We start from the raw sequence: 18,112 nt of genomic DNA, 5'->3' as shown, positions 1-18,112 counted from the left end.
TAATTACTTCACTAAACGCTCAAAGTAATTATGTGATTTATCAAAGTCCGTATAGTCTTTATCAATACTCACTCTCTTTTTTAAACGAATATCCTGAGATGATGCTCCCAACGAGATAGTAAACTCTCCTTTTTCGGTAACGAATTTATACTCTCTGTTATATAAAGCCAAATCAACCGGACGTACTGTAAACTTAACTTCTTTAGTTTCGCCACGTTTAAGGTCTACTCTTTCAAATCCTTTTAGATTAAGCTCGTAAGTTGTTACACTCGATAATTCATCGCGAACATAAAGCTGAACAATCTCAGTTCCATCTCTCCATCCTGCATTTCTGATTTTTGCAGATACTTCGAAAATTTCCTGTCCATCAACTTCCTTCTTAACAACTTTCATGTTTTTGTACTCGAAGTGAGTATAAGCCAATCCGTGTCCGAATGGATAAAGATCTCCGTTTACACGTGCGTGTCCGTCTCCATCAGCACCCGGCTTACGAGGGAATGCTTGTACAATTTGTCCAACATGTTTTGGGAATGTAACAGGAGTTTTTCCTGAAGGAGCATTAATACCGAATAAAGTTTCAGCAATAGCCTGACCTGCATATTCTCCTGCAATCCATGCTTCAAGAATAGACTGACAGTTTTTATCAGCCCAGTTTAACTGCACTGCTCTACCACTCATCAATACCAAAATAAAGTTTTTGTTTGGTACTGCATCGTGTACTGCCTGTAACATTTTTTGTTGATGACCTGGTAATTTCAACTCAACACGAGACTGAGATTCACCTTGCGATTTTAGGTTATCACCTACAACCATTACAACAACTTCCGATTTTTTAGCAGCTTCAATAGCTTCTTCAATTTCCTTTTCTTCTTTAGATGTTAAAGGGAAATCCATTACATCACTTTCAGGGAAATGTGCATCAGTTACATCAACACCTTTAGCATAGTTGATTTTAATATCAACACCTAAATCTTTAATTACTTTTTCTAAACCTTCCTTAACAGTAATAGGATCTTGGTTATATCCTGAATACATAGTTGGGTTCATATCTTTTTTATTATCAGCCAATGCACCGATAAGGGCAATACTTTTATACTCATCTTTATGGAAAGGAAGTGTACGACGGTAGTTTTTCAACAATACCATCGCCTTACGCGATGTTTCTAAAGCAAGTGCTTTATGCTCTTCTGATTTTACAATTTTATCAGCAGCCATTTCGTCTGCTACTAAAGGCTCATCGAATAAACCTAAACGGAATTTAACGTCTAATACTTCAGCAACACGAACGTCAAGCTCTTCTTCAGTAAGTAATTTCTGGTCAAGCGCTTTGTGCATAGCCTCAGTAAACTGCTCAGGTACTGTAAATGTAGTACGCATATTTAATCCGGCTTTAAAAGCACGTGCAATTCCATCAGGATACGAAGAAGCTGTCATGTGTTTTTTATCTAAATACTCAAGAGCATCAGAATCAGATACCGTATATCCTTTAAAGCCCCACTGTTCTCTTAACATTCTGTTCATCCAGTAATCAGAATCAATAATTGGCTCACCATCATAGTCAGCGTAAGTAATCATTAATCCCATTAATTTACCTTCAACTACTGCAACTCTCCATGGCTCAGCAATAAGATTCCAATAATCGCGTAATGGAATTTGCGGATCAACACGAGAATTACCATCTCTACCTCCCATAACTACTGAATACCCCAAGAAGTGTTTTGGAGTAGATGCAACATTGTGATCCTGAAGACCATTTACCATCTGTAACCCCATTTGAGACACCAAATAAGGATCCTCTCCATAAGTTTGAGCAACACGAGCCCAGTTAGCCAAACGTGCTACATCCAACATTGGAGCATAAATATTATCATATCCTAAAGCACGAGCTTCTTTAGCATACATTGTACCAACACGGTACTCAAGATCTCTATCCCAAGCAGATGCACGACAAATAGGACCAGCAACCATTGTTGATTTTTCATGTTTTACACCATACATTGCTTCGTTAGTAAAATCGACAGGAATCCCCAAACGAGTTTCTTCTAAAAACCACTTTTGTACAAGGTTTGTAGTTTTTGCATGCTCTGAATAAGGGAAGGAAGACTCATTGAAAATTCCAAATTTGTTTGAATAAGCATTTACGTGTTCATCGATATTTCCAATACCATCTTTCCAAACTCTGGTTTTCCACTCTTCGGTAGGACGCTCATCTTGCAAAATTCTTCCGTACCCGTAAAGAGTAGTAACCTGCATTACTTTCTCATCAAGTGTCATCTGACCCATAAGATCTTTAATACGTTCGTCGTTCGACTTACTTTTATCTTCGTAAACGTCTTTTTTACCATTTTTATTCATGTCAATCCATCCATCCTTGTAAATGTCGCTCTTATCTTGAGCAAAAGATGTAAGTGACGAAAATGATAACACTACTGCTAATAGTAATTTAGAAACTTTTGTCATTTTATTATTATTAAATTTAATCCTTCCTTATTTAATATTTTAAGCTAAACACATCAATGTATTTTACATTGTCTGACCCTGATTTTTAGAATCAAGTTCGTTTTTCTTAATCTTACCTCCTTCATCATACAACTTTACAGATATACTGTCTTGATATCCTGAGAACCATTTTTTATTCAATCTCCCAAAATACGAATGATAACCTTCTTTATCTAACTGAAGCAATGTTGAAGCCCCCCATTTTTCTTTATCAGTGTGTTTATAAGGAGTTACACCAACAAGCTCTCCTCCTATATACACTTCTGCTTTTTCGACATTCGAGGCAGTTATAATAGTTGTGCTCGAACAGCTAGATACCAAAATAGTACCAACGATTGCAAAAGCCACTAATTTTATATTCAATAATTTCATCTGTTAATTATTTGTATGTTTTGGTCAGATGGTGTTCGCAAAACAAAATTTTAACATTCCCCTGTGGGTCAAAATTGTTAAAATTTTGTCATGCTCGTTTCATCAGTTAATAATTTTATGTTTTGGTCTGATGGAACCTCCTAATATCATCCCCTTGTGTAGACAGATATTTTGCATGTCGGTTTCATTCTACATATTTTTACCTTCGCAAATAACAACATTAATCAAAATAATACCATACACCTTTTGACACTATTATTCTACTTTTTGTCATTAACTCAGGTAGTGAAGTGGTGAAATAGTGAAGTAGTAAAGAAGTGAATAAACCGCGATTAATTAAAAAACCGTGCATCTGTGGCGAATAATTTTTCCACTGATGCACGGATTAAATAAAATAATCTATATATAATTTATCGTCTAATTTTATGACCTGATACTGCAAAGTATAAAAGGAATAAATAACAAGGATACAATATCAAATAAGCCATTTGATAATTATCGACAGTTGCTATTTCGGCACTACCTTTAATAAAATCGACTAAGAATCCGAAAATTAATGGAATTACTGCTCCTCCAACAATACCTGTTACAAGTAAAGACGATCCCTTTTTTGTGAATTTTCCAAGATCCTCAATTGCCAATGGCCAAATAGCTCCCCACATTATTGAATTCGAAAAACTTACAAACAATAATGCGTAAAATGCATATTGTGCAGGCGAGAAAACTAATAAAGTTGTTGATCCTATCCCGATTAATGTAAATAAGATCAAAGCTTTTGTTTGAGAAATCAACTTAGGTATTGCCAATGCACCAAAGATATATCCGAGTATTAATCCTATACTTACGTACTTGGAATACCCTGCCAAATCAGGATCATTATCACCAAAAGTAGCGCGTGCGAAATCAATAATAGATGTCATCGGTAAAGTTTCGATACCTACAAAAATAAATATTGCAACTACACCCAGTAATAAATGAGGAAACTGCATAATGCTGGTTTTCCCATAGGCATAACTAGTAGTTGAATCTTCCTCTACTACTTCATTATTCTCCTCTCCTTCGGCTTTAACTTCAGGTAACTTAGAGAAGTAAGTAAATACTCCCAGAAATATCATTATCCCCGTAACAATATAAAACGGGAAAACTATATCATCCAGTTTAACATCCTGCAAATCGATAAAAAAGCCTAAAAACAGTGGCGCTATCCACCATGCTCCTTTATTCATTATTCCCATTAAACTCATACGCATTACCGTACTTTCGATAGGTCCAATTAAAGTAACATAAGGGTTAATAGAAGCCTGTAAAAGAGTATTTCCCATTCCTCCTACAAATAGTGCGAATAAAAATATAGGGAAACTCTCGGCATTTGCTGATGGAACAAAAAGGAACATACCAATAGCCATTATAAAAAAGGCTAACATCATTGATAATTTATATCCTATTTTTTTTATTACCCAACCCGATGGACCTCCAAAAATCACGAATGCTGAAAATATAGCAGCAGTTACCAGATAAGATTGCCCTATTGATAAATCGAATGCAGATTTTAATGCAGGAGTCAGGAATCCACTTATTCCTACTCCAAATCCAACTGCAAAATACATTATTCCAACAATCATTAAGGGAAAGAAATAATTACTTGATTTTTGTTTTGAAATACTCATTTTTTAGTGTTTAAATATTAAAATATAGTATACCTTCATATTATATGGCGGTAATATTCGTTTGTTTATTTGATACAAATAGTCGGTGTATAAATTTATTCAAGAGTAGATATAAATATTAATAAAAAAAATACATCAAATGACAGTTCAACAACACAAACTGGCAACTTTTGGTAATACTGATTTTATCTTTATAGCAATACCAGGTTAACCGCAAAAAAAACAGCGATAGCCAAAACTTGACTACCGCTGTTTTTATTAAAGTTCACTTAATAGACTACTACTTTACAACAAGTTTACTACTGAATTCTTTACTATTATCTTGTTTCACTTTCACTATATAAACTCCCGATTTCAATTTTTCAGTAGAAATAACAGAAGACTTATTTAGTCGATTGTTAGAATAAACAACTCTACCGTTGATATCATATATTACTATACTATAATCTCCTTTAACAGACTCTACTCTAAAACTACCATTTGCTACAGGATTTGGAACTAATGATAATTCAATTTTTTCGTTCTCTGAAATACTTAAGTTTGGATCTCTTCTTTCTCCATTACTATAAATATCAGTTTCATCAAATCTTATCCATTCCGGACCAAAAGAGGCTCTGTGACGCTTGTACATTGTATGTGCACCATAGGTGTAGTAAAACTGGGTTCCTGTTGCTCCAGGAATAATACCACGTCCCATTAAAGCAGGCTTCTGACCTTTTAAATTGGGGTGCCATCTTCCATATTTTGCATCGTCAAAATCAATTTCATTTTCCTTAGTAAGTTGTAACTCATTAGATACCATACGATCCATATAATCAAAAATAGCAGGATGATTCCAAACTTCAACTAGCCCCATTGCATATACAGCTAAAATCTGACCTTGTAATGAACTGTGATTACAACACCTACGATACGACGTTTCCCAAAATTTATGAGAAGCATGCGTGTAAGTTATACCAGCTGCTACAACACCATGACGAATTCCCCATTCAGGCATACCTAAATCAGCTTGAACCCAAGATAATCCTAAATTATTATAAACATCGTCAGAAATACCTGTTTCACTACCTCCTTTTTTAAAATCATCGAAACTCAAATCTGAAGAAACATCTCCTAAAGCCTGACCTTTTGGATACCAATAATATCTATCGTCTCGTGTATCATAAGTCCAATTAGTTTCTCCAGGATGAGTAAACTCGTTACGAGGGTATGCAACCCAACCAGTAGCTTCCTTATTTGTATCATCAATATCACTTTGTTGAACATAAAAAGTCTGTTGATCTTCGCTAAATAAAATTTCGGGATGATCTGTTGCTATATTTAGCATATCATTATTTCCAAGTACCTTACCAGCCATAAGTATTGGCAATTTTCTACCTGTACGTAATCCTCCATTTGATCGGAATAAAATATCACCATCATTAGGATCGGTAACTGCAGTATATAAATCTATACCATACTGAACCATACTTGCTAATAGACTTCTCTTATCTTCTAAGGTAATACCTTCATCGCTATAATCAGTATTTAAAGCCAATGCTCCTAAACCAATAGTAGCTGCTAAATCGGCTCCATAAGTACCTCCTTTTGTATTTTCGTACGATAATATAAACTCACCATTCCATTCGGCTTGATAATCTAAGCGTTGCAAACCAAATAAATCTTCAACTCTATTGTAAGGAAGCATGCTATCGGTACGTGATAAATTACCTAAAACAGATAAGTCTAAATCAGAAATTTTGTATTCAGAAACTTTAGCGTTATCACCAACATATCCAGGACGAAAATATTCTCCTTCAGCTGCTTGAAGCTTTGTAGCCTCTGCTTGCTCTACAACTGTTAAAGTTGCATTGGTTTTCATAAACGGACGACTTGGTATATCTAAACTAATCGTAGATACTATAGATGAATTTACAGCTACTTCTCGCGGATGTGCCGAAGAAATTGCTTCATAAACTCCATCAACATCAATACGGGCAGCATTTAAGGCCTCATCATAAGTATGAATATTTTGAGCATAGGTACGGTTTCGTCCTTGTTTTCCATTCACAGGATGATTTCCTTCTACCATATTCCAACGTACAGTTTCAGAATCATAACCTATCATACATTTGGTATCAGGTGTAGGATTTATCATCGTTCCATTAATTACACGCTCAAACGAATAAGTAGCATCGGATGCTGTAGCAACCTGATCATAGGTTTGATCATAAGGTGCTGTATCATAAGGCTTCATGTGCATAGTAACCTTTTCTGATTTTGGTAAAATCTCTAAGATTGTAATAGGTCCTTCAACCCAATTATCTCCTTTTACATAAGTACCGTGTTTTACATCTCCAAGAATACGCCATGTAATTCCGTTTTGCTGTATCTCAGTAATAATAGCTTCTTCTATTGTAAGTTTAAATGATAATTCACTTGATAAATTTGCACCACCATCTCCTGCACCACTGTTATCTGTAGCTACAACTGTGATTGTGTGTTCTCCTTCATCAGAAGTAACAGTTTGATCTGAAACTACAACATTTGCGGTTCCATCTCCATTATCTATAATAGAAACATAATCTAAAGCATTATCTTTTAAAGAAAAAGTGATAATATCACCCTTGTTTACGTCATTAGCAGTTACACGAACACCACCTTGCATACCTGTATAAGCCAAAATATCATCAACAGGATCAATAACCGGAGCTGTTTCTTCTAATGGCAATCCAATTGCCAATGATAACACAGGTGGGGTATCAGAGTCAGATGTTTTTACTCTAAGGTACTCCCATGATTTCCAATCTTCATCGACCTTATAAGGTGTTAACCTAAAGAAAATAAATTTATTATCAATATCAGTTATCGCATTATTAATGAATGAAGTTAATTTCATATCATCAGTTTCAATAGTTATAGGCTCACCAATTGTTCCTGCTCCTGCTGTTTTTAAATCGATAAACACATCAGAAATTACTTCTGCTGAAGTTTCTGATACAAATCCTCCCTCTACTACAGAAGATGATTTCATTGATAAGACCTCTAATCGTACTTTAGCAACACTTTTGTTTCCGTAGAAAGAAAACTTGAATTTAGCATCATTAACAATTTCTCCTGTAACTACAGTCGGTAATTCGAAAGGCACTATAAATGATACAGGGTTATCTGCAGTGGTAATAGTCCCCATCATATCTTCAGCATCTGTAATACTAGCTTTATAAAAACTACCATCTTCGTATATCGACCTATCAGCACTAAGACCAGTAAACTCGGTAAATGTTTGTGCCAACAAAACACTAGATGACAGCGAAAACATCAATATTAATACAAGAGACAATCCTGTTGTTCTTATACTTATTAAGTTAAAATTTTTCATATTATTTTGATAATTGTTAATTTAATAATACAAATAACAACATAAAACAAAACCAACACCATACACTTTTTGGCACTATTATTCTACTTTTTGTCATTAAGACTTTACATTATTAGTCTCAATTTTGTTTGAAAAACTACTCAATTATTCAAAAAAACAGCGATAGCCAAAACCTGACTACCGCTGTTTTTATTAAAAGTAACTTAATAGCCTACTGCTTTATAATAAGCTTAGCTCTGTAATTTTTATTATTTTCAGTTAATACTTTTACAAAATAAACGCCTGATTTTAAGTTTTCGGTAGAAATATTGCTTTCTCCATTTAACTTATTACTGTAATAAACAATCCTGCCATTTAGATCAAATATTTCCATCGTGTAGTTTCCTTTAACAGCATCAACTGCAAAACTCCCATCAACTACCGGATTAGGAATTATTGATAATTTAAGTTCTTCATTCTCCAAAATACCTAAACCTGAACCTTCTCTTGATCCGTTGCTGTAGATATCTGTTTCGTCTGTTCGTTTCCATTCCGGACCAAATGTAGCACGGTGCTTAACCCACATTTCATTCATCCCGTACATTTCAACAAAAGAGTTAGTAACACCTCTACCATAAAGACCTGATTTATTCTCGGTAACATCAAATTTCACATCTTCTCCTTCGATAAACCATAACTGCTTTTCAACAGAAAGATATCTATCCATATAATCGAAATATGCATCATGGCCCCAATCTTCAACTAAGCCCATTGCGTGTGCTGCTAAGACAGATCCTTGCAAACCACTTTCGTTACAACAACGACGATAAACACAATCCCAATATTTATTTTCAATCTCTGGATTGGTTGCGTGACGGATACCCCACTCAGGTAAATTTATATCGCTTGCTTCGTATGGCATGTTAATAGCATCTCTACTATCAGGATTCCAGGAAGTACTATTTGACATATCAATATCTGCCTGCGTTACATAAAAAGTTTGATCTTCTTCGTGAAAATGAATTTCAGGATGTTCAGTTTTAATGTTAAGCATGTGTGTGTCGTTTAACACTTTTCCGGCAATCATAATAGGCAACTTTCTACCTGGCAACAATCCTCCGTTATTCTGAAAAGTTCTCCAACCACCTGCTGTAGTAACAACTCCATATAAATCGAGTCCCAACTGTGTCATTCTCTTCAACAATATTTCTTTATCAGCTGTTCCGTTTCCATACTCTGTATTTAACGCTACGGCACCGTGACTAATTGCTGATGCAACATTTGCACCGTAACTAGCCTGCATATTTTGTTTAGCATGCAAAAACTCATTTTGCCAGTCGGATAATATATCAATCCAGTTACGTTCAAATAAAGCCTCTGCTGTTTCTAAATCAATCATGTTAGGCGTAGGCTCTAATGTTTTCAGTGCCGAATAATCTAAATCGCTAACATTGTATTTCGATTTTTTATCGTACCCCGAATATGGCGGTCTAAAATCTCCTGCAACAGGTTTATCGGCCTCTGCAACTACAGTTAAAATAGCTGTTACTTCTAAAACAGGACGATCCGGTACATCGCAACTGATTGATGAAACTATCGAACTGTTCACCGCTACAGAACGTGAATGTGCTTCACTAATTGGTTCATAAACACCACCAACATCAACACGTGCTATATTCAATTCTTCTTTATACCACGATTTATACTGTGCATAAGCAGCTACACGCTCAGGATAACTATTTGAAACAGGCTTCCATATTGCCAACTCGTCATCAAAACCATGACTCCAATTAACATTACCCGCAGCATCTGAAACAGTTTCCGGATTAATCATCGATCCGTTAATAATTCTATTAACATTGTAAGGTTGAACACCGGCTGGAAGAGGATCGCCATTTGGTAAAGTTGTCATTTCATACTGAATAGACTGAGGTGTAATTTTAACCAGCTCAATTGGTCCTACTACCCAATATTCTCCATTTGCGTACTTTCCATACTCAGGTGTACCTTTTATATACCAAGTAATACCATACTGCTCAATTACAGTAGTATTAGCATCTCCTACAGTAGAAAAAGTGTATTCAGCAGTTTCTGCCTCAACGCCTCCATCGGTATAAATACCTTTCCACGTATAAGTATCGTTTACAAATTTACCACCTTCAATATGCTGTTGTCCACCAGCTACATTAACCGACTCGAAATAAACAGATCCATCTGATGCATAAACTACAAGTTTGTTTGCCGTTGCTGTTACAGGTACAAACCAATCGAACGATAAAATTTGATTTGGGTGAAATTCACCTCCATCTTCGGGGGCAAACACTGGTACATTACCTTCTACTACTGTAAAACTACGGTATTCCGACTTATAAAGTGTTCCGTTCCACGCTTTTTGATACCACTGGTACTCTCCTACTTCAAACACTTTACCTACAGCATGATTTTGTCCGTTTGCAAAACCAGCCCCCAAAGACGTTTCTGTTTTATCAGGGTTAATAACATAAAGAGTATGTGTAAGGTCAGCAACTCCCGTATCGAAATACCAATCGAAAGACACCACTTCGTTACTGTATAAAACTGCTCCATCGGCAGGGTTTATTGTTTGTGCCATTGTAAATGACGACACAAAAAGCATTGATAAAAGAGCGATGCCCTTTAGTTTACTTTTTAATGAGTTAAAAATTTTCATAGTTTTCGATTTTCTTAACAGTAACCTATTATTAGTTACAATATCTATTTTCAAATAAAGCTAAACTCAATTATTTACGCAATAAACAAAATGGCACTAACACAACATAAATTGACAAAAGAATGAATCATACATAATTAACACTTAGAATCTAGAAGCATTCTATTACACGTGGTAAGGCAACAGTTGTATTTTTCTTCTTATTTTCCAATTCTCCATAACTAACATTTGATATCTATGCAATTGGAATTATACCATCTCCTGTATAAGTAAAATGTATATGGTATATAGTGATATTAGAATAAAAAATATACAATAGACGTTGCTGATGCTACAACTATAAGCTTAGCAGCATTAAACTTATGTCCATGATCGCTTTCAAATAAAATTACAGTACTTATATGAAGAAATATACCTATAACGACTGCATTTATTTGTGGAGAATACTGAAATAATACAGGTACCTTACTTACAAAGTAACTTCCTGCAGGAGTCATTAACCCAAATAATGCTAACATTGCAACAGAAAACTTTTTGGAATAACCACTCTTGCGAAATGAAATAAATATAATTGATGAAATAGGAATTTTATGTAAAAAAATACCCAGAAGAATTGGGTTACTAATATCTTCAATAAAATGTCCATGATTGTGTACCGGAGCTCCTTCTAAAAACGCATGAACAGAAATACTCAAAAACATTGGAACTGTAAAAGTGTGATTGAGATTTTCTTTGTGATTATCGTGATGGGCATGCTCCAATCCTTTTGATACATACTCCAATAATATCTGAAGAAAAATACCGATCATAATAAATATCCCGATATCAAAACCTCCCTTTTTATACACATTTGGCAACAAATGAAAAATTGTTATTGCCAATAAAAAAGCTCCACTAAAAGTTAGAAACAATCCTTCTATCTTCTTTTGCTTCTTTAGCACTTCTCCTGTAACTACACCGATTATTATTGCTGAAAAAAGTATTATATAACTCATATCCCTATTTAAGAAGTCTACTCCTTAATAATTATCCTATTAATCTTGTAAAAGGTATTAGAAAACAGGGCAAAAATATTTACTTACAAAAGTTAAATGCTTTTACCCTGAATTATTTATGTGAAATATCTAATAAGAACTAGAGATTACTCTTCTTCTTTATAATTTCCAATCTCCTTCGCTATTTTAGCTAAAATAGCAACATTTTTCTCTGATACTTTAGGAGCAATAGAACATGCAGTACTAAGAATATACCCTTTGTTTTTCATTCCTATTTTCACTCTATCACTTACATCTTTTAGTACTTTTTCGTCGCTACCATTAAGCAAAGTATGAACTGAATCTACATTTCCTTTAATAAACATATCATCTCCAATACGATTAAATGCATCATCTAAGGCAACGTTTCCAATTGGCTCTGGATCTAAACATTCTAATCCTGAAACTCCTGACTCTGCCATCATTTCCAATCTGTCGTTGATATGTCCACAAGTATGAATATATACGAATTTCCCTTTATTCTTAACAGCCGTAGCTAATTGAGTAACGTATGGTAATTCGAACTCTCTATAACTTTCGGGTGAAATAAAATCACTACCTGCAAAAGGAGAAGAAATTTTAATTGCATCAACAGAATTTTGATCACAAATACCTTCAGCCATATTTATAACCCCAACTGTATATCTTTGTAGAATATCTTTACATTTATCAGGGTGTGTCATCATTGCCATAAGGGCGTTTTCGTACCCTAATAAATCTAAAAGGTAATCTAAAGGCGATGATACTTCTCCGTGTATCGAAAACTCTCCTTTTAGTTTTTCTTCAAGAATATCAAACACTCTATACTTATCATCAGGGAAGATATTAACATAACAATCTTTAGACGCTGAAATAAAATCTAATTCATCAGGAATTGTTGTCGGATCAAAAGTATCAATATCAACAAGTGTTTCCTTAAAAAACTTACCTACAGGTAAATCATCATCAACATATATTTCTTTACGATCGTGGAAAGTTGCAACTTCAATACCGTCAACCATCTCCACAGTAACCTTATCTCTCCAATTAGGATCTTGCCCGTGAATACCACATAGTATTCCATCAAATTCGAATCTTTCTCTCAACCAAATTAATGCTTCAGCAAACTTGTCAGCATCATTCCATAACTCCATTGGAGTAATACTCGGATGTTCTTTTAATTGTTGTATCATAAATCCGATACTAAACTGAGCCATTACAGGAACTCTATCAGGATGTTCCTTGTTCATGGCCATATTCATTCGCTCCCTACCAGTCATATTTACTTTACACATAATAATACTTTTTAATATTTTTCAGCAATAAATAAAAAATAACACAGCTATAATTTATGTATATATACAACAAAGTAATTTATATTACCATCATTGTTGTATGTTTGTGATAAGATAATAATAATATAAATTATAAGATGAATGCATTATATGAGCTATTAGACTATTCGAAGGACGAGACTTTTTTGACTTTTCTTCATAAAAAGGATTCTCTTGACACACCTCTTCATTATCATCCAGAGATTGAAATAATATATATTTTAGAAGGGCACGGTACTCGTATTATTGGAGAAAGTATTGAAAACTTTGATAAAGATGATTTAGTAGTGATTGGTTCTGAAGTAGAACATATTTGGATGAATAATAAACCCCACAACCACGACATAAATCAAAAATTCGAATACATAGTGTTATTTATAGATAGTAGTTTAATTTCACAAAAACTATTTAACATACCCGAATTTAGAGGAATAAAAGACTTATTGATCAATTCGAACAAATGCATTCATTTTAATAAAAAAAGTGCAATAGAGTTAAAAGAAAGTTTCATTAAAATTGCCAATGGTAAAGGTTTTGCTAAGTTCACTGACACTATAAAGTTGCTGGATAAGATGTCGCAAATCAAAACCTCTAAATATATTTTAAAGAATTTCAATAATAAATTTGATAATAATGATGATCGAGATCGATTGGTGAAATGTATCGATTACATTAGCAAAAATTATCAGAATAAAATAAAACTTGAAACTATTGCCGACTTTAGCAATCTGGCTCCAAACTCATTTTGCAGATATTTTAAGCAACGAACATCAAAAACTTTATCTCAATACATTTCTGAAATCAGGATAAATAGAGCTTGTTATTTACTAATCCACACTAATAATCTTATTGAAGAGATTGCGTTCGACTGTGGTTTCAATACAATGCCTAACTTTTATACTCAATTTGCTAAACAAAAAGATATGTTACCTACTGATTATCGTAATAAATTCAAAACTAATTAATAGTTTATAGCACTCACTATAACCATCAAAAATAAAAGAAAGAAACTGTTTTACACAATACGCAAAGTGACAATTAAAAATCACTTTTTGTCAAAGTAATATAGCACCAATAAACGCTATAAATAACCTAATTTTTTTAGTTCTTTGTGGATATCATTTATCATCTCTTCATAAGAATACTCAGGCAAATCTAATTTCGAAAGTTCTGATAAATCTTCGTTAAAGGACGGGGTATTATCATTTGCATTTTTAGATGTTACGTCTATCTCAAAAGGAGATAAGATATCTTTTGCCAAATCGAATCGGGTTTTTAATTCCGGTACTGCCACATTTATAGTAAGTCCGGTTAATTTTTTCTTTATAGCCTCATTAATAAGCTCCGAGATATGTTTAAGATAAGTAGGCTGGAATTTCCATGAAGAATCATATACTGCCGGAGTAGTTTCAGTTATATTATTCAAAAATCGGTTGAACTGTCTGTCGTTTTTAGTATTGGGACTATAACCTACTATATGTGCCGGGCGGATAATTAAATAATCATTCGACTTTTGCTCTATAATTTTTTCTGCCCCTCGTTTTGTTTCGGCATAAACAGTTTTATGATTTATAGCTGCAAATGAAGAAATGAATATCAATTTGGCTCCAACTTTATTTGCTGTATCACAAAAATACCCGACACTCTTTTGATTTATCTCAATTGCTGCTTCCTTGTTTTTCTCACACCAAGCAGCTCCGGCATTAGCAGCAACATGCACTATAACATCAGGAGACTGCTCTACAACAACTTTTTCTACCTGATACTTATCTCTCATATCCAGCTTTATTAAATCGCTATAAAACTGATTCTTTAAATATGTTCCCTTAACAGAGTATCTATTTTTGAAATCGTCATAAAGACGAGCTCCAACATAACTACTGGCTCCGGTAACTAGAATCTTCTTCATATTTGATTAATATTGTGATAGTCTATAAATATAGAAACAAAAAAGCCACCGTGAAAAAATCACAGTGGCATATATTATTAATTATATAGCAATTTGAATTCAAATTGCTATAAGTTTTAATAAACTTAGTCTAATTTAGGGTGAGATTTCACCTTACTTCCACTTACTGCATAATAGAATAAGTAACCGTAAGCTACTAATAGAATTCCATAAGCCATTTGCATACTTCCAATACTATCAGCTATGAAACCAACCATTAAAGGAAGAAGAGCACCACCAAATACACCCATCATCATATATCCTGATGCTTTGTTAGTAAGTTTACCCATTTTAGCAATTCCAAGTGGGAATATAGCAGGCCACATTACAGAGTTAAATAACCCGATAGATGTAAACGCAATTAAAGACATTTGCTTAGTAGTTACTAATCCAATAGTAATGAAGATCAATGCCATAATCGTAGTAAACTTCAAACCTGTACTGATTTTAATTCTCTTCATAACAAATATTCCGACCAAACGACCAACCATTGCACCACCCCAGTACATACCTACGAAAGCCGATTTTTCTAAACCAAATGGTAATTCAAATGATTCATTTGCCTGCATACTGTTGATTAACTGGAAAAGGTTGTTTCCTATTGCTACCTCTGCACCTACATACATGAAAATAGCTAAAACACCTTGCCACATGTGACTATAGCCTAAAGGATTTCCTTCAACAACTTCACCTTCTTCAGATTCTGAATCGATTTTTGGCAAGTGAAGGAAAGAGAATATTACTGCAATGATTACAGTTGCTACTACCAATACTAAATATGGCATTTGAGTAGCTGTAACGATTTCTGTTTGTAATGCTGAACTTAGCCCATCAACAGCTGCACTCATTTTTTTTGAAAGCGTTTCAGAGAAGATAATTCCTCCAATTAATAATGGGCCAATCATTGTAGCAGAAGAGTTGAAGAATCCAACTGTGTTTCCTCGGCTATCAGCTGTTTCAGGATCACCTAAAGCAACAACATATGGATTGGCTCCAACCTGCAGTATAGTAACTCCTGATCCAACCACCAATGTAGCAAATAGGAAGATATAATACATTAAATCCATGTTTCCACCGTTTGCAATAACACCCGGTAACATCATGGCATCAACATAAAATATTAGAAGACCTAAGGCCATAACTAAAAGACCAATTACCAAATCTTTCTTATATCCTAAACTAGCAATAATTTTTGTAGCTATCGGAGATGCTACTACGAACCCTGTAAAGAATGAAAATGTTACAAGGTTTGATTTAAAATCACTCAGCTGAAATACTTTTTGCAAGGCCGGTTGTACAATACCATTAATTGATGTTATAAATCCAAAAAGAAAAAATATTACCACCATAAGGATCATAGGCTTAGTATAATCCTTCTTTACTTGTTCATTCATCGTTATTTATTTTTTTTATTTCTATTTCATGCACTTCTATACCGTGCCTCTTCATCTCTAAAGAGTCGCAATATAAAGAAATATGAAAGCACAAATTGATATTAGTAATAAACAATATGGCATATATTTGAGATAATAAGTCAATGATTACTTTGTGTCTATGAAACGATTCAGCTTACCAATTTTACAAAATCAGTTGTTGAACTGTTTTATAGTTAATAAACTTAACTGTATAATGAAAATCATTATTAGTGAAATCAATAAGAAGCACTTATGGTTTACTTTCTATATTCCATTTCTCTCGTCGAACTCAGGTTACACCAATAACGAATATTCTTCGCATAAAAAAGAGCGTCTGATATTATCAAACGCTCTTTTATAAAAGTTAGTCGTGATACGACCTTATATCCTTATAATGTAATTTTCTCTTTAAGAGTAATGTTTCTTGAAGAGTTACCAACCAAAATATTGAAATCTCCCGCTTCCAGCACCCAGTCGTGAGTCTTTACATCATCGTAATATGAGAATGCAAATTTGTCTAACTCAACAGTTACGGTTTTGGTTTCTCCTGCTTTTAGGTATACTTTTTCGAATCCTTTAAGTTCTTTTTTTGGTCGGAAAACCGATGCTTCTACATCCTGAACATAAACCTGAGCTACTTCTGCTCCGGCTACATCACCTGTATTTTTAACATCAACCGACACCAATACTTTTTCTCCTTTTTTCTCAACTTTTAAGTTTCCAAGTTCGAAAGTAGTGTACGAAAGACCAAATCCAAATGGGAACAATGGCTCAATAGCATCTTCGTCGAACTGACGGTAACCAACTTTTAAGCCTTCTCCGTATTCAGTAATACCTTTTTCTTCGTCACCGGGATAAAACTTCATCGATAAATAATCATCAAGCTTTTTACCGAAAGTATCAGGTAATTTTCCTGAAGGATTTACAGCTCCGGAAAGTATATTAGCAATGGCATCACCACCTTCCTGACCAGGATAGAAAGCTTCCACTACAGCAGCAACATCATTTATCCAAGGCATTTCAACAGGAGTACCATTTACCAATACAACAATAGTATTAGGATTTGCTTTTGCTACAGCAGAAATAAGCGCATCCTGATTTCCAGGTAAACCAAGTTCTCCTACACCATGTTCTCCTCTATCATTTGTGCCTCCCTCAATTAAGTTAGAAAGACCTGCAAAAATCACAGCAACTTCACTTTTCTTAGCAAGCTTAACAGCATCGATAATTGGAGATTTCTTACTCGGAATAGCCCACTCTAAACGAACTGTATTACGGTTCATCTTTTTATGGAATTCAACAATTATATCGTGATACTCTCCTTCTTTCATCGAAACTTCAACACTCTGGTTTATTGAGTTAAAACGAGCTTCTGTAATTTCATTTTCAGGATCTCCCCAAGCATCAACAACTTTTTTACCATCGATGTATAATCTAATTCCTGCTTCATTACCCGAAACACCAATTTTATATTTTCCTGTTTCAGGAGCTTTAAGCTTACCTGTCCAACGTGCAGAATAACCATTTTTAGTTACTTTATCGCATGGTGCAGCCCATCCCCAAGAATAGTCAATTTTATCATCAATACGCGAACATTGTGCTTCTCCCTGTAAATTTGGTCCATCAAAATATTCGGCATGTAAACCTTGTACTAGTTTTCCATTTTCATCTTCAACCCAAAGGTTATCACTACTTACAACAGGAAGGTCGCCCGAAATACCTGCTCCTTCAATAAATGTAATTTCAGATTTAGCTCCGAAAACAGTTTTCAATCCTTTAAGAGGACTTACTGTACGACATGCAGAAACAGATGCAGATCCTCCACCTCCAAGGCGAGC

The 18,112-nt window shown here is 34.3% G+C and carries 11 protein-coding genes; 1 reads left to right on the top strand and 10 read right to left on the bottom strand.

Annotated features, from left to right (window positions below; all coding sequences use genetic code 11):
• Positions 1–3: 3 nt before the first annotated feature.
• The 7 genes from ABFR62_07540 to ABFR62_07510 form a co-directional block, all read right to left on the bottom strand.
• Complete coding sequence (locus tag ABFR62_07540) at positions 4–2,460, bottom strand: glycoside hydrolase family 3 N-terminal domain-containing protein (protein ID MEN8138268.1); 2,457 nt, start codon at positions 2,458–2,460, stop codon at positions 4–6.
• 63 nt (positions 2,461–2,523) lie between these two features.
• On the bottom strand, positions 2,524–2,871 hold the full coding sequence (locus ABFR62_07535) for a PEGA domain-containing protein (protein ID MEN8138267.1): 348 nt from the start codon (positions 2,869–2,871) through the stop codon (positions 2,524–2,526).
• A gap of 410 nt (positions 2,872–3,281) precedes the next feature.
• Positions 3,282–4,538: an MFS transporter gene (locus ABFR62_07530; GenBank protein MEN8138266.1), complete on the bottom strand. Its 1,257-nt coding sequence runs from the start codon at positions 4,536–4,538 to the stop codon at positions 3,282–3,284.
• Between the two features lie 280 nt (positions 4,539–4,818).
• A complete protein-coding gene (locus ABFR62_07525) occupies positions 4,819–7,896 on the bottom strand; it encodes a T9SS type A sorting domain-containing protein (protein MEN8138265.1) in 3,078 nt (1,025 codons plus the stop codon).
• Between the two features lie 211 nt (positions 7,897–8,107).
• Complete coding sequence (locus tag ABFR62_07520; GenBank protein ID MEN8138264.1) at positions 8,108–10,564, bottom strand: T9SS type A sorting domain-containing protein; 2,457 nt, start codon at positions 10,562–10,564, stop codon at positions 8,108–8,110.
• Between the two features lie 296 nt (positions 10,565–10,860).
• Positions 10,861–11,559: a ZIP family metal transporter gene (locus tag ABFR62_07515; GenBank protein ID MEN8138263.1), complete on the bottom strand. Its 699-nt coding sequence runs from the start codon at positions 11,557–11,559 to the stop codon at positions 10,861–10,863.
• A 146-nt stretch (positions 11,560–11,705) separates the two neighbouring features.
• A complete protein-coding gene (locus tag ABFR62_07510; protein ID MEN8138262.1) occupies positions 11,706–12,872 on the bottom strand; it encodes a uroporphyrinogen decarboxylase family protein in 1,167 nt (388 codons plus the stop codon).
• A 137-nt stretch (positions 12,873–13,009) separates the two neighbouring features.
• On the opposite strand from ABFR62_07510, the gene ABFR62_07505 reads away from it, so the two are divergent.
• The gene (locus ABFR62_07505) at positions 13,010–13,876 is read left to right on the top strand and encodes an AraC family transcriptional regulator (protein MEN8138261.1); all 867 of its coding nucleotides are present in this window, start codon (positions 13,010–13,012) and stop codon (positions 13,874–13,876) included.
• Between the two features lie 116 nt (positions 13,877–13,992).
• Here ABFR62_07505 and ABFR62_07500 read toward each other — a convergent pair whose 3' ends face one another.
• From ABFR62_07500 to ABFR62_07490, 3 genes are all read right to left on the bottom strand, one after another.
• Complete coding sequence (locus ABFR62_07500; GenBank protein MEN8138260.1) at positions 13,993–14,820, bottom strand: sugar nucleotide-binding protein; 828 nt, start codon at positions 14,818–14,820, stop codon at positions 13,993–13,995.
• 125 nt (positions 14,821–14,945) lie between these two features.
• Positions 14,946–16,253 (bottom strand): glucose/galactose MFS transporter, encoded by a 1,308-nt coding sequence (gene gluP / locus ABFR62_07495; GenBank protein MEN8138259.1) that lies wholly within the window; start codon positions 16,251–16,253, stop codon positions 14,946–14,948.
• 410 nt (positions 16,254–16,663) lie between these two features.
• The coding region (locus ABFR62_07490) for a glycoside hydrolase family 3 C-terminal domain-containing protein (protein MEN8138258.1) at positions 16,664–18,112 on the bottom strand (1,449 nt) is incomplete at its 5' end.

The organism is Bacteroidota bacterium, assembly GCA_039714315.1.
Lineage (GTDB): Bacteria > Bacteroidota > Bacteroidia > Flavobacteriales > JADGDT01 > JADGDT01.
The sequence above is the reverse complement of the archived record's forward strand: the minus strand, read 5'-3'. Positions and strand labels throughout refer to the sequence as shown.

Coding starts and splice junctions, on each gene's coding strand:
- ABFR62_07540 (MEN8138268.1), bottom strand. CDS start 2,460: ATGACAAAAGTTTCTAAATTACTATTAGCAGTAGTGTTATCATTTTCG.
- ABFR62_07535 (MEN8138267.1), bottom strand. CDS start 2,871: ATGAAATTATTGAATATAAAATTAGTGGCTTTTGCAATCGTTGGTACT.
- ABFR62_07530 (MEN8138266.1), bottom strand. CDS start 4,538: ATGAGTATTTCAAAACAAAAATCAAGTAATTATTTCTTTCCCTTAATG.
- ABFR62_07525 (MEN8138265.1), bottom strand. CDS start 7,896: ATGAAAAATTTTAACTTAATAAGTATAAGAACAACAGGATTGTCTCTT.
- ABFR62_07520 (MEN8138264.1), bottom strand. CDS start 10,564: ATGAAAATTTTTAACTCATTAAAAAGTAAACTAAAGGGCATCGCTCTT.
- ABFR62_07515 (MEN8138263.1), bottom strand. CDS start 11,559: ATGAGTTATATAATACTTTTTTCAGCAATAATAATCGGTGTAGTTACA.
- ABFR62_07510 (MEN8138262.1), bottom strand. CDS start 12,872: ATGTGTAAAGTAAATATGACTGGTAGGGAGCGAATGAATATGGCCATG.
- ABFR62_07505 (MEN8138261.1), top strand. CDS start 13,010: ATGAATGCATTATATGAGCTATTAGACTATTCGAAGGACGAGACTTTT.
- ABFR62_07500 (MEN8138260.1), bottom strand. CDS start 14,820: ATGAAGAAGATTCTAGTTACCGGAGCCAGTAGTTATGTTGGAGCTCGT.
- gluP (MEN8138259.1), bottom strand. CDS start 16,253: ATGAATGAACAAGTAAAGAAGGATTATACTAAGCCTATGATCCTTATG.